The following is a 12,868-nucleotide window of genomic DNA, read 5'->3' on the forward strand; positions in this document are numbered from 1 at the left end:
ACAATGAAAATACCATATCTAAAAAAAAAACCAGAATTAAAATCATGCCATGATGTTACATGGGAAGATAATTATAGCTGGATACATCAAAAAAATATTTTAGAGGTGCTTAGAGATAAAAATAAACTATTACCTGAAGTAAAAGATTATCTTGAAGAAGAAAATAAATATACCGATCACCATTTAGAAAACACAAAACCTATACAAAAAAAATTATTTGATGAGATTAAAGGGAGAATAAAACTAGATGATGAGTCACTCCCCTACAAAGATCATACTTATGAATACTGGACTAAAACAACCAAAACTGGCAATTATTCAATAAAACTTCGAAAGAAAGTCAATTCAGATAAAATTGAAGAAATATGGAACGGGGATAAAGAAAAAAAAAACCTGAGTGTCGAATATTTTGGAGTTGGAGATTTAGAAGTAAGCAATAATGACAAATATTTAGGTTATTCCTTAGATACTAAAGGCTCAGAATATTATACAATTTATATAAGAGATATTGAAAGCAACGAAATAATTTCAAAAGAAATTCCAGAAACTTCAGGGGGAATAACTTTTAGTTTAGATGACAAATTTATTTTTTACTCTAAACTTGATGGAAATCATCGTGCAAGAAGAATTTATAGACACGAAATTGGAAATTTTAAAGATCAAGATCAATTAATTTTTGAAGAAAAAACTGAGGCATTCACTGTTGGTATTGGCCTAAGTTCAGATGAAAAATATTATTTTATTAATACATCTGATCATAATACTTCAGAACAATATTATTTTAGTGTTGAGGAAAAGAGTCCTAAACCTAAACTAATAATGAAAAGAGATAAAGGCATCCTTTACTCTGTAAGTTCTTGGAATGGAAAGTTTTATAATCACACCAATAAAGATGCAGAAGATTTTAAAATTGATATTTCAGATAGTCTAGAAAATCAAAAATGGAAAACATTTATATCTGCAAAAGATGAGGTTTTAATAGGTGGTTTAACTTTTTTAAATGACTGGATTATTAGATCTGAAACCTCCAATGCATTAGATAAATTATTTGTGAGAAATATTTCAACAGGGATTGAGGAAGAATTATTATTTTCTGATGAAAATATTTACGTGCCTGGAGTTTCTTTAGTACAAAGAGATAGAAATACTAACGATGTGTATCTTGGCTATTCATCTCCAAAAACTCCATCAAGAGTTTATTTATATAATTTACAAACCAAAGTAAAAAAGCTTGTCAAAGAACAGGAAATACCTTCAGGGCATAACCCAAACGACTACATAGTTGAAAGATTAGAATATAAATCCCACGATGGAAGATTGGTTCCTTTAACAATCACCAGACATAAAAATACTAAAATTGATGGCTCAGCCAACTTATTACTTTATGGATACGGTTCATACGGCAGTTCAATGAGTCCTAATTTTTCTTCCACTAGATTAAGTTTAATCAATCGAGATATCATTTGGGCAACAGCTCATATTAGAGGTGGTATGGAAAAAGGAATGAAGTGGTGGAAAGAAGGAAAACTTACTAATAAAAAAAATACTTTTGAAGACTATATTTATGCTGCAAAATACTTGATTGACGAGAAATATTCATCAAAAGGTAAAATAATAGGTATGGGTGGATCTGCTGGAGGCTTGCTAATGGGCGCTGCTGTCAATCAAGCTCCAGAATTATTTCTAGGAATTATTATGGCTGTGCCATTTGTAGATTCACTAACAACAAATCTTGATCATTCACTTCCTTTAACTATCGGAGAGTTTGATGAATTTGGAAACGCTAAAGATAATAAAGAACATTTTGATTATATATTTTCTTATGCGCCTTATAATAATATTAAAAAAATGGACTATCCCCATATACTAATCACCACAAGTTTGAGTGATAATAGAGTTTTATTTGATGAACCTGCAAAGTTTACTGCAAAATTAAGAGAATACAAAACCGATAATAATTTACTTCTTTTAAAAACAGAAATGAACGCAGGACATGGAGGAAAATCTGGAAGAGATGGAGCTATTGAGGAAATTGCAATTGATTATGCTTTTGCTTTAAAAATATCAAAAAAAATTTAATTGTCTAAATCTTGAAATATTAAAACTAATTCCTATATAATATTAGTAAGTCGCCTAATGGGACTTGCATAAATAACTTGCTTAACAAAAAAGGAGAATATTATGACAAGTAAGGATCTATCTATCTTTAACTCTCTAAGACCTTTTTCAATTGGTTTTGACGATATGTTTGATCAATTTGAAAATATGCTTGGAAATGGAAATTTGGCCATGCAATCAAATTATCCGCCATACAACATTAGAAAAACTGGAAAGGATAACTATGCAATTGAAGTTGCATTAGCTGGTTTTAATAAAAAAGATGTTGAGGTTGAGTTCGAAGATAATTTATTAACAGTAAGAACTAAATTAGTTAATAAACCAGAAGAAAATAATGTTGACGGAGAAATTATTCACAAAGGGATCTCTCAAAGACAATTTGCAAGATCATTCACCATAGCTGATGATGTAAAAGTGAATGGTGCTGAGCTGAAAGATGGTCTTTTGACAATTTCTTGTGAAAGAATTATTCCAGAACACAAAAAAAAGAAACTTATAGAAATTAAATAAGCTTACCTTACTTGCGGGGATCATTTCCTCGCAAGCACTTATTTAAAAGCAACCGTTAGATACAAATCCAATTACAATTTTATCAGGATTAATTTCAAATCTTCTCTCACAAGGAATTCCATATTTTCTTGTATTATAAATTAATTCATAATTTCCTTTTGCGTTTTTAAAATCTTCATCTGGCTTCCCTAGATCCATTTGCAAAACGCTTGCAGGCTTACTGATATATTTGCTTAATTTTTTATTTTCTTTTTCTACAATTGCATCTGTTTTTTCTTTAATTGTTTGGCATCCGGCAACCATTACAAACGTAATAAATGTAATTAAAAATAATTTTAATTTATGCATTGATTAATAATAACATCGTAAATGTGGCATAAATATAATCTTCTAAGTTGTATTTTGTGAATAAAGCTAAGTTTAAACAAGTATTTATTAATAGAATCAAATATTTGTCCATTATTAGGAGGACAAATGCTTGAAAATTATTTCAATTATAAAAAACACAAAACAGATTTTAAAACAGAGGTAATTGCAGGAACTACTACGTTTCTGACAATGGCTTATATAATGTTTTTAAATCCATTTATCTTATCGGGAGAGTTTGCCGGACCCGAAAAAGGTTTCTTTGATTTCGGCGCAGTTTATACCGCAACAATATTAGCAACAGCACTTGCATGTTTTATAATGGCTTTTTATGGAAAAACTTGGCCAATTGGACTTGCACCAGGAATGGGTATCAATGCTTTCGTTGCTTTTGGAGTTTGTGCAGGTATGGGATACACACCTCAAGAAGCTTTAGGTGCAGTTCTAGTTGCTGGGGTATTGTTTTTAATTATATCACTAACGCCTATTAGAGCTTGGTTGATAAATTCTATACCAAAAAGTCTCAAGTTAGGAATTGGAGCAGGTATTGGTTTATTCTTAGCAATTATTGGATTACAGATTATGGAAGTTGTTGTTGATGATCCAGTTACACTTGTAAAACTTGGTGATCTTAGCAATCCTTTAGTATTGTTAGGCTGCGCAACATTCATAGCAATAATCGTAATGGAAAAAATGAATATAAAAGGAAATATTATTATAGGCATTTTAGTATTCAGTATTATTGCTTGGGCTGCTGGACTTGCAAACTTTAATGGAATTGCTAGTTCTCCACCACCAATGACATATCTTTTTGATTTTGATTTGTCTGCTGCAATGACTGCGGGGATGTCTACAGTAATATTTACTTTATTATTTATAGATTTCTTTGATACAGCTGGAACTTTAACTTCTGTTGCGAATGTAGCTGGAAAAGTTGATAAACAAGGAAAAGTTAAAGATATCAATAAAGCTATGTTAGCTGATAGTGTTGGTACAGTTGCTGGTGCTATGATGGGAACTACAACGGTTACAAGTTATGTTGAATCTGGAGCTGGTGTAAAAGCTGGAGGGAAAACTGGTATGACATCACTAGTAATCGGATTATTGTTCTTAGCGTGCATATTCTTTGCTCCACTTGCAACTAGCTTACCAAAGCAAATTGATGGTGCGGCTTTACTTTTTGTTTCTGTTCTTTTCGTAAGAAATATTACAGATATAGAATGGGATGATATTGCTGAGTCTGCCCCAGCAATTCTTGCAATGATTGCAATGCCCCTAACATACAGTATTAGTAACGGTATTGCTTTAGCTTTTGTATCTTATGCTTTAATTAAATTATTTACTGGTAAGTTCTCAACTACTTCACCAGCAATATTTATTATTGCGATACTTAGTGTTATTAGTTTTGCAGTTGCTTAATTTAAAATTTAATAGGGCTAGAGTAATCTAGCCCTATTTATGAATTTCTTTTTATAATTTCTTCTATAGATAATTCTTCATAGTGTTCAGTTGGTTGAACAATCCATGGGTCTGTATCCAATCTTACTGGACAAAAATCTGGTTCAAAAGTTGAAGATTTCTTTTTCCATAAACAAGCTGTTTTAACTTCCTTAATATAATCTTTAGTAGGTCCATAGTTTTTAAGCCACTCTATACTTTTATTTAGGGTCAAACCTGTATCTGAAAGATCATCAACCAAAAGTACTTTGTTGTAATCTTTATTTTCTGCTAAAGAGCTAATTTCCCTTGCAAACATTAGCTGTCCTTGTTTATCTTCCATACCCTCTCCTGAATAGCTTTGAATAACAATATAAGCTATTGGTAATTTTAAAATTCTTGAAAGAATATCTAGAATTGGAGCAGCGCCTCTCATTATACCCACTAAAACAGTAGGCTTATATTCTTTGTGTATCTCAATTGCTAATTTCTCAACAATTTTGTTATACTCATCAAAAGTGATAATTAATTTATCTGCCATAAATTTTACTATCATAACTAAAATATTTTAAAAGGGAGAAATCATGAAAAGCTATTGGATCAGTTTATATCTAAAAGTTGAAAATCAAGACAATTTAAAAAAATATGCAGAAGTTGTAACACCAATTATTAAAAGTTTTGGGGGAGTTCCGCTTATAAGAGGTGGAAAACACAAAACATTTGAGGGAGATGATTTTGTAAGAACTGTTGTTTGGGAGTTTCCAAGTTATGAAAAAGCTATAGAATGTCATAACAGTAAAGAATATTTAGCCGGATGGGATATTGCAAAACTTACAACTGTAAGACATATGCAAGTGATAGAGGGATTTAATACTGAATAGGCTCAGGATCTATACTTCTCCATAAATACCAGGTTGCGACAGAACAATATGGTGCAAACCTTTTATTCAATAATTTTACATAACTTTCAGGTGGTAAATATTTTTTTTTATAGTTCTTTGAAATGGCTCTTAACAAACCTATATCCTGAACTGGCCAAATATTAGATCGATTGTAAGTAAATAATAAAATCATTTCAGCAGACCATCTTCCTATCTGTCTTAATTCAGAAAGATACAAAATAGCTTCTTCATCTGACATCTTAGATATTAGTCTTGGATTAAAAGTTTTATTTAGAATTTGTTTAGACAAACTTTGAATGCCTCTTACTTTTTGTTTGCTAAGCCCACATGTTTTTAGCTGAGTGAAAGATAAGGTGTTAACAGTTTTAGCATTGATTCTATTTTTACATTTTTTTTTAAATCGTAAAAAAACTGAGTTTGCTGCTGCAACACTGATTTGTTGTCCAATAATACTCTTACACAATGAATAAAAAACATCTTTTCTAGAAGTTAATATTGTTTCTGATGGAGATTTATATTTTTCAATCAAAGATGACATAACTTTATCTTTTCTTGATAAATATTTTTTAGCAGTCTTCCAATAAGCAGGTGTTTTACTCATGTCTAGCAATTGAAACTCTCTTCTTAAGAGTCATTTCTCTTTTAAATATTATAAATGAAGAAGAAACTACTAACAAAGCTCCTGCTAAAGTTTTTGAAGTGGGTATTTCATTCCAAATTAAATAACCAAAAATTATTGCAAAAATTAAAGCTAAGTACTTTAATGGAGACACTAGGCTTACTTCTGAAAGTTTATAAGATTGAGACAACCATAAATTTGCTAAACCTCCTAATATTCCTATCATTGAAAGTAATAGTAGATCTTTTAAATTTGGTAAAATCCAATTTTGATAAAAGGTAAAAAAACTTAAAATCATTATAGAAAATGAAAAGAAAAAACTAATTAACCAAACTGGCTCTGTTGTAGATAATTTTCTAATTGAAATAGCAACATAAGATAAACCTAAACAAAAAATAATTGGATATATATAATAAAGATTTAAAGAGCTAAAACCTGGTTCTGAAATAACTACAATCCCGACAAAACCCACTAAAACTGCTAACCATCTATAAAATCCAACTTTCTCATTCAATAGAAATATTGAGAAAATAGTTGTAAAAATTGGGGCAGCGAATGAAATACTAACAACTGTTGCAAGAGGTAAATTTCTTAAAGCTATAAATATAGATATTAAAGCTATTAAGCCAGCCAAACACCTTTTTAAATGTAACAATGGTCGATTAGTTTTATAAAAATCAAAATATCTATTTTTTGGTATAAGAAACAAAAGAGGTATTATCCCAAAAAAACCTCTAAAAAATAAAACTTCACCAACAGGATATTCATCAGACCACTTAACTATCACGTCCATTAATGAGAAGGCACATACTGAAATGAACATGTAAAAAAAGCCTAATTGATTTTTAGACAACATATGTTTAACTTTAAATTAATTAAGTTAATTATCAATGGAAATAGCAATTTTAGGTTTGGGATGTTTTTGGGGTCCAGAAATTAAGTTTAGTAAACTTGATGGAGTTATTAAAACTGAAGTGGGTTATTGCGGAGGCAATAGTAGTGAAACAACCTACAAAGATGTATGCACTGGAATAACTAATCATGCTGAAGTTGTAAAATTAGATTTTGACCCTAAAATTATTTCTTATGAAAAAATATTAAAATATTTTTTTGAAATTCATGACCCAACAACTTTAAATTCTCAAGGCCCAGATTTTGGTACCCAATATAGAAGTGAAATATTTTATTTAAATGATCAACAAAAAGAAATTTCAAAAAAAATAATTAAGGAGGAGAGCATTAAATTTTCAGAAAAAATTGTAACTAAAACTTCTCTAGTAAAAAATTATTGCGCTGCAGAAGAATATCATCAAAAATATTTAGAGAAGAGATAGTATGTCATTAGTTGATACAGCTTGGTTAAAAGAAAATATAAGCAATGTAAAAATTATTGATTGCTCTTGGCATATGCCTCAAGCAAAAAGAAATGGTCTTGAAGAATACAATAAAGAGCATATACCAAATGCAATTTTTTTTGATTTAGATAAAAATTCAAAAATAGATACAGACCTACCTCACATGCTAACCGATATAAACTCTTGGGAAAAAATTATGGGAAATATGGGCATTGAAAATAAAGATGAAATTGTAATTTATGATAACTCTGATGTAATAAGTTCATGCAGGTGTTGGTATAATTTAATTTATTTTGGTCATGATCCAAAACTTGTTCATGTCCTTAATGGTGGGTTTAAAAAATGGAAAATAGAAAATAAAATGACAAATAATAAAGAAGTTATCATTAAAAATTCTATATATTCATGTAAGGAAAATACAGACCTTGTTAAAAATAAAAAACAAATAGATGAAAATATCGATAAAAACGATTTTAATGTTATTGACGCAAGAAGCAGAGAAAGATTTGAAGGTAAGGTTGCAGAACCAAGAAAGGGTTTAAGAAGTGGTTCAATAAAAAATTCTTTATGCTTACCTTTTGGAGAGCTAATAAATGATGATCATACTTTTGTCAGTAAGGATAAAATCTCAGAAAAATTTAAGTCATTAAAATTTGACTATAATAAAAATTCAGTATTTTCATGTGGATCAGGAGTAACTGCAAGTGTATTGGCTCTAGCTTATTCGCTAATAAATGATAGATATATGCCGATAATTTACGATGGCTCATGGTCAGAGTATGGGAGAATTTAAGATATGAAAAGATCAACTAAAATAATAACAATTGTAATAGTATTTTTTTTCATAATTACAGCTGTGATTGTTGCAAGAACAATGGTTGGAAATTATTTTAAAAAAAAATTCAGTAAAAGGCCTCCTCCAGAAATAATTGTAAAAGTTGTTGAGCAAAAATTATTTCAAAACACAATTGAAACATTTGGTACTGCTGTACCAGCCCAGATTAAGTCTTATAATATTGAAAAATATGAAATTTTAGAACCTATTAAATATAACACAAAGGTTAAAACTGGGGATGTAATTGCTATACTTAAAAATAGAAACATAATAACTCCCTTTGATGGAATTATTGGTAAGCGAGATTTTTCTAATGATATTGATGTATCAAAAAGTTCTATTATATTAAATCTTGAAGACACATCTGTTCTATTTGTTGATGTTGATATACCCGAAACATTTGCACCTTTTGTAAAAAAAGATCAGGGTGTTGATATAAAATTTTCTGGAAATAATCTTAAAAAATACTCTGGGGTTGTAGAGTCAATTGCAAGTAGAATTGATACTAATAAGAGATCACTACCAGTAAGAATTAAACTTAATAATCCAGGCAATGAACTTTTATCTGGTTCATTATTAGAAGTATCTATTAATTATAATGAAAGAAACTCATTAAGCATTTTGGATACTAGTCTTATTATGGAGGGTGATAATGTTTATGTATATAAAGTGGACAAGGAAAATACTGTAAAAAAAACAGAGATAGAAATTGGTTTAAGAAAACAAGGAATTGTAGAAGTCAAAGCTGGTCTTAAAAATGGTGATACAGTAGTTGCTGAAGGTTTGAAAAAAACTAGACCTAATGGAAAAATAAAACCAATTACATATGGTTCAAAACCAAAATCATCGAGCTGGAAGAAAAAAGAAAAGCCAGCAAAAACAGAGCAGAAAAAAAGTAAATTTGATTGGATTAAAAAATTAAATATATTTAAAAAATCTGACTCTAAAAAAGAAGAAAATAAAAATAAATAATTGAATGTATATAACTGAACTTAGTATTAGGAGACCAGTTGTAGCCTGGGTTCTATCTTTAATACTTATTGTATTCGGTTTATTTGTTTATTCTGAGTTGCCAGTTAGAGAATTACCCGATGGTTTACAGCCACCTGTAGTGCAGGTAAAAGTTAATTATAAATCTGCATCAGCTCCAATTATAGATCAAGAAATTACTCAAATTATTGAAGATGTTGTTGGGGGAGCGGAAGGTATTAAAAATATAGACTCAAAATCTGAAAATGGAAGAAGTAGCATAAATATAGAGTTTGATACTGATATTGAGCTTGATGATGCTGCAAATGATATAAGAGAGAGAGTAGCAAGAGTAGTCGATAATCTTCCATTAGAGGCAGATGCTCCACAGATATTAAAACAAGCAGCGGGATTTACTACAACAATGTGGCTATCAGTTTCATCATCTACCTGGTCAGATTTAGAGCTAGGTGACTATGCAGATAGATATTTAGTTGATGCTTTTTCAAGTGTAAAAAATGTTGGAAGAATTCTTCTAGGAGGTCTTAGAGAACTCAGCGTCAGAGTTTGGATTGATCCTATTAAATTAGCTGCAAATGACATGACAATTCAAGAAGTTGAAAGTGCATTGAGAAATGAAAATATAAGCTTACCTGCAGGAACTTTAGAAGCAGATAATATAGATTTAACAATTAATTTAGATAAATCCTATACTAATATTGATGAATTAAAATTTTTACCTATCAAAAAAACAAAAGATAGAATCGTAAGATTGTCTGATGTTGCAAATGTTGAGCTTGGTCCAGTTTCTGAAAAAACTTTATTTAAGGCTCAAAGTAAAAATAATTTAGACCAAAAAACAGTTGGAATAGGAATTTATGCAAAAAGTGGTGCCTCAACAGTTGAGTTATCAAACGAAATTCAAAAAAAAATTATTGAAGTTAGAAAAACTTTACCTGATGGTCTAAAATTAGAAGTTTCATTTAATAGAGCCACATATGTTAAGGCAGCTATCGATGAGGTTTACAAAACTTTAGCGATTGCATTTATTTTAGTGGTAGTAATAATTTATTTATTTTTAGGTAATATTAAAGCAGTTATAGTTCCTGCTGTTGCTTTACCAGTAAGCTTAATTGCATCATTTTTAGGTATTTATTTATTTGATTTATCAATAAACATTTTTGTACTTCTTAGTTTTATTCTAGCAATTGGAATTATTACCGATGACTCTGTTATTATGACTGATGCAATATATAGAAGAATAGAAAATGGAGAAAGTCCATTAGTTGCTGCATACAAAGGATCAAAACAAATTACTTTTGCAATTGTTGCAACAACTTTGATTCTTCTTGCTGTTTTTATTCCATTGATTTTTATTAAAGGAATATCTGGAACTTTATTTAGAGAAACTGCTATAGCTTTATCTTTTTCTATTATTGTTTCCTCATTTGTTGCATTAACACTTTCACCAATGCTTGGAAGTAAATTTTTAGATAAAAAAGCTAGCTCTGGGTTTTTTGTAAAAAAATTTAATATTTTTTTTCAAGGTTTCTCTAATTTTTATAAAGAAACTCTCGATTACTGGTTAAATAAAAAAAAAACGATAATTACTTTTATTTTTTTAATTATAGCTGGATCTGTGGCTTTATTTACATACACAACTAAAGAACTTCTTCCTAAAGAAGATAGGGGAGTTTATTTGGTCATTGGTTTTACAGACGAAGGTAGTTCTTTTGATTACACACAAGAAAAAGCTCAAGTAGTAGAAAAGAGATTGCTTCCATTGTTGCAAGCTGAGAATAGCCCTTATGATAAATTTATTATGAGAGTTCCAGGCTTTGGAAGCTCTGCTAATTCATTTAACAGTTTTATTATTATCGCCTTACTTGAGGACTGGAAGGAAAGAGATAAAGACGCAATGACAATAATGAGACAGGCTATTGGTAAAATAGTGACTGTTCCTCAAACTTTGGCTTTTCCAATTTCTCCTCAGGCTATAAGGGTGTCTAATTATAATAAACCAATTCAAATGGTTATTCTTGGGAGTACTTATGAAGAATTAGAAGACATTCAAAAAGAAGTTATAAGTAAATTGAGAAGAAATAGAGGATTATCAAGAATTGAGTCAGATTTTAATAGAAATAAACCTGAAGTAAAATTAGTTATCAATAAGAATAAAGCAAAAGATTTGGGAATATCAACTAGATCTATTGGACAAACATTGGAAACATTATATGGCGGCAAAAGAGTTACAACATTTAATAAATTGGGAAAAGAATATCCAATTATTCTTCAACAATATCTATTTGATAGAAAAGATAAAGATAGTTTAAGTAAACTTTTTGTTAGATCTGGTACAACGGGAGAACTAATCTCGCTATCAAACTTAGTTGACTTAAGGGAAGAAGGTTCAGCAAAAGTGCTAGCAAGATATAACAGACAAAGAGCAGTTACAATTTCTGCAAATGTAAATGAAAACTATTCTTTATTTGAAGCAATTGAATATCTAGAAAATATAATAGCAGAAGTTGCTCCCACAAATCAAATCACTTGGAAGGGAGAGTCTGAAGAGGTTAAAGAAACAACAAATGAACTTTATATAATCTTTGCACTTGGATTACTGACTGCATATTTGGTAATGGCTGCAACATTTAACTCATTTGTACATCCTTTTATAATAATGCTGACTGTCCCATTAGCTGTTTTTGGGGGATTGGTATTTATTTTATTTTTAAATAGTTCAATAAATATTTTTTCTCAAATTGCTTTGGTAATTCTTATCGGTATATCAACCAAAAATAGTATTTTGATTGTTGATTATGCAAATCAAATTAGAACGACTGGAAAAAAAATAGAAACTTCAGTGAAAGAAGCATGTGAATTAAGATTTCGACCTATTATGATGACATCTATAAGCACCATGATAGCAATGTTACCTTTGGTGATTGGAAATATTGGACCTGGAGCAGGAGAGGCATCAAGATTAGCTGTTGGTGCAACTATTCTTGGAGGAATGATAATTTCTACTTTCTTCACTTTATATGTAACACCAACAATGTATTTGACACTTGCTAGAAATAGCAAAAGAATAGATTCGGTTGATTTAGAATTAAAAAAACAATTATCTAAAAAATAATATATTTATTTTTGGTTAGCGAGCTACTACATTTTGAGAGTTGTTTTTTATAAATATTTGATTGTTTTTCCACTTTTTTTGCTAAATTAATTATTTTTTTATTATCTCTATAATTCTTAAAACCTCCCCATCCTTCATGGTAGGCAACATATTGTTTGAAAGCATCTGTTTTAGATATATTTAAGATAGAACTCGATTTGTTAGTGTACCATCCAATAAAATCAACACTATCCTTAAACCTAGTTCTGACTGCAAGTTTGTTCCCTGTTTCTTTTTTATATTGTTCCCAGGTACCATTTACAGCTTGAGAATATCCAAATGAACTTGATGGTCTTTTGTAAGGAATTACTTTAAAAAGTTTTTGTCTAGGAGGTTTAGCAAGCCAATCAAAATCTGACTCCATTTTAATAATTGCAAGCTGCAAATAAACAGGGGTCCCCCATTTCTTTTCTGAATTACTTGCATGTTTAAACCATAGATATCTTTCGTTAAATATTGAACAACTATTTGAGGTATTCTTTGGTATCGAAGAGCAAGCAGAAATTAACAACAGTACTATAAATAAAATCTTAATTTCTATAATTTTCATATTTTTCGAAAAAAAAATTAATCATTAAAACA

At 29.7% G+C, this 12,868-nt stretch carries 13 protein-coding genes; 8 read left to right on the forward strand and 5 right to left on the reverse strand.

The annotated features are described in order from the left end of the window. Positions 1 to 3: 3 nt before the first annotated feature. Both AC5SLZ_RS05990 and AC5SLZ_RS05995 read left to right on the forward strand, forming a co-directional pair. Positions 4 to 2,079: a S9 family peptidase gene (locus AC5SLZ_RS05990; protein ID WP_494615389.1), complete on the forward strand. Its 2,076-nt coding sequence runs from the start codon at positions 4 to 6 to the stop codon at positions 2,077 to 2,079. A gap of 102 nt (positions 2,080 to 2,181) precedes the next feature. Beyond that, positions 2,182 to 2,628, forward strand: a complete 447-nt coding sequence (locus tag AC5SLZ_RS05995; protein WP_494615391.1) for an Hsp20 family protein — start codon at positions 2,182 to 2,184, stop codon at positions 2,626 to 2,628. A 42-nt stretch (positions 2,629 to 2,670) separates the two neighbouring features. On the opposite strand, the gene AC5SLZ_RS06000 is transcribed toward AC5SLZ_RS05995, so the two are convergent. Then, positions 2,671 to 2,976, reverse strand: a complete 306-nt coding sequence (locus AC5SLZ_RS06000) for a hypothetical protein (RefSeq protein ID WP_028035940.1) — start codon at positions 2,974 to 2,976, stop codon at positions 2,671 to 2,673. Positions 2,977 to 3,102: 126 nt separating this feature from the next. Here AC5SLZ_RS06000 and AC5SLZ_RS06005 point away from each other — a divergent pair, with 126 nt between their 5' ends. Beyond that, the gene (locus tag AC5SLZ_RS06005) at positions 3,103 to 4,413 is read left to right on the forward strand and encodes an NCS2 family permease (RefSeq protein ID WP_028035941.1); all 1,311 of its coding nucleotides are present in this window, start codon (positions 3,103 to 3,105) and stop codon (positions 4,411 to 4,413) included. 37 nt (positions 4,414 to 4,450) lie between these two features. Here the strand turns inward: AC5SLZ_RS06005 and AC5SLZ_RS06010 are convergent, their stop codons facing one another. Then, a complete protein-coding gene (locus tag AC5SLZ_RS06010) occupies positions 4,451 to 4,987 on the reverse strand; it encodes a phosphoribosyltransferase (RefSeq protein ID WP_494615393.1) in 537 nt (178 codons plus the stop codon). Positions 4,988 to 5,015: 28 nt separating this feature from the next. On the opposite strand from AC5SLZ_RS06010, the gene AC5SLZ_RS06015 reads away from it, so the two are divergent. After that, positions 5,016 to 5,312, forward strand: coding sequence for a DUF1330 domain-containing protein (locus AC5SLZ_RS06015; protein ID WP_494615395.1), 297 nt, complete (start codon positions 5,016 to 5,018; stop codon positions 5,310 to 5,312). Here AC5SLZ_RS06015 and AC5SLZ_RS06020 read toward each other — a convergent pair. Together AC5SLZ_RS06020 and AC5SLZ_RS06025 are read right to left on the reverse strand one after the other, a co-directional pair. Then, positions 5,299 to 5,934: a DNA-3-methyladenine glycosylase family protein gene (locus AC5SLZ_RS06020; RefSeq protein ID WP_494615396.1), complete on the reverse strand. Its 636-nt coding sequence runs from the start codon at positions 5,932 to 5,934 to the stop codon at positions 5,299 to 5,301. The genes AC5SLZ_RS06015 and AC5SLZ_RS06020 overlap by 14 nt on opposite strands. Further along, complete coding sequence (locus AC5SLZ_RS06025) at positions 5,927 to 6,745, reverse strand: DMT family transporter (protein ID WP_494615398.1); 819 nt, start codon at positions 6,743 to 6,745, stop codon at positions 5,927 to 5,929. Before AC5SLZ_RS06025 ends, AC5SLZ_RS06020 begins: the two co-directional genes overlap by 8 nt. Before the next feature lie 97 nt (positions 6,746 to 6,842). On the opposite strand from AC5SLZ_RS06025, the gene msrA reads away from it, so the two are divergent. From msrA to AC5SLZ_RS06045, 4 genes are read left to right on the forward strand one after another with little or no spacing between them, the layout of a single operon-like run. Then, positions 6,843 to 7,286, forward strand: a complete 444-nt coding sequence (gene msrA, locus AC5SLZ_RS06030) for a peptide-methionine (S)-S-oxide reductase MsrA (RefSeq protein ID WP_494615400.1) — start codon at positions 6,843 to 6,845, stop codon at positions 7,284 to 7,286. Position 7,287: 1 nt separating this feature from the next. Continuing rightward, complete coding sequence (locus AC5SLZ_RS06035) at positions 7,288 to 8,100, forward strand: sulfurtransferase (protein WP_494615401.1); 813 nt, start codon at positions 7,288 to 7,290, stop codon at positions 8,098 to 8,100. Positions 8,101 to 8,103: 3 nt separating this feature from the next. Beyond that, entirely contained in the window at positions 8,104 to 9,114 is a 1,011-nt protein-coding gene (locus AC5SLZ_RS06040; protein WP_494615402.1) for an efflux RND transporter periplasmic adaptor subunit, read from the forward strand. A 4-nt stretch (positions 9,115 to 9,118) separates the two neighbouring features. Then, on the forward strand, positions 9,119 to 12,247 hold the full coding sequence (locus tag AC5SLZ_RS06045) for an efflux RND transporter permease subunit (RefSeq protein WP_494615404.1): 3,129 nt from the start codon (positions 9,119 to 9,121) through the stop codon (positions 12,245 to 12,247). Here AC5SLZ_RS06045 and AC5SLZ_RS06050 read toward each other — a convergent pair. Beyond that, positions 12,237 to 12,836 (reverse strand): transglycosylase SLT domain-containing protein, encoded by a 600-nt coding sequence (locus AC5SLZ_RS06050; RefSeq protein ID WP_494615405.1) that lies wholly within the window; start codon positions 12,834 to 12,836, stop codon positions 12,237 to 12,239. The genes AC5SLZ_RS06045 and AC5SLZ_RS06050 overlap by 11 nt on opposite strands. Between the last annotated feature and the right edge of the window lie 32 nt (positions 12,837 to 12,868).

This window comes from Candidatus Pelagibacter sp. PS_06 (assembly GCF_059418045.1).

What these genes read in the sequence shown, in the direction of transcription:
- AC5SLZ_RS05990 (WP_494615389.1), top strand. Translation starts at nt 4, where the DNA reads ATGAAAATACCATATCTAAAAAAAAAACCAGAATTAAAATCATGCCAT.
- AC5SLZ_RS05995 (WP_494615391.1), top strand. Translation starts at nt 2,182, where the DNA reads ATGACAAGTAAGGATCTATCTATCTTTAACTCTCTAAGACCTTTTTCA.
- AC5SLZ_RS06000 (WP_028035940.1), bottom strand. Translation starts at nt 2,976, where the DNA reads ATGCATAAATTAAAATTATTTTTAATTACATTTATTACGTTTGTAATG.
- AC5SLZ_RS06005 (WP_028035941.1), top strand. Translation starts at nt 3,103, where the DNA reads ATGCTTGAAAATTATTTCAATTATAAAAAACACAAAACAGATTTTAAA.
- AC5SLZ_RS06010 (WP_494615393.1), bottom strand. Translation starts at nt 4,987, where the DNA reads ATGATAGTAAAATTTATGGCAGATAAATTAATTATCACTTTTGATGAG.
- AC5SLZ_RS06015 (WP_494615395.1), top strand. Translation starts at nt 5,016, where the DNA reads ATGAAAAGCTATTGGATCAGTTTATATCTAAAAGTTGAAAATCAAGAC.
- AC5SLZ_RS06020 (WP_494615396.1), bottom strand. Translation starts at nt 5,934, where the DNA reads ATGAGTAAAACACCTGCTTATTGGAAGACTGCTAAAAAATATTTATCA.
- AC5SLZ_RS06025 (WP_494615398.1), bottom strand. Translation starts at nt 6,745, where the DNA reads ATGGACGTGATAGTTAAGTGGTCTGATGAATATCCTGTTGGTGAAGTT.
- msrA (WP_494615400.1), top strand. Translation starts at nt 6,843, where the DNA reads ATGGAAATAGCAATTTTAGGTTTGGGATGTTTTTGGGGTCCAGAAATT.
- AC5SLZ_RS06035 (WP_494615401.1), top strand. Translation starts at nt 7,288, where the DNA reads ATGTCATTAGTTGATACAGCTTGGTTAAAAGAAAATATAAGCAATGTA.
- AC5SLZ_RS06040 (WP_494615402.1), top strand. Translation starts at nt 8,104, where the DNA reads ATGAAAAGATCAACTAAAATAATAACAATTGTAATAGTATTTTTTTTC.
- AC5SLZ_RS06045 (WP_494615404.1), top strand. Translation starts at nt 9,119, where the DNA reads ATGTATATAACTGAACTTAGTATTAGGAGACCAGTTGTAGCCTGGGTT.
- AC5SLZ_RS06050 (WP_494615405.1), bottom strand. Translation starts at nt 12,836, where the DNA reads ATGAAAATTATAGAAATTAAGATTTTATTTATAGTACTGTTGTTAATT.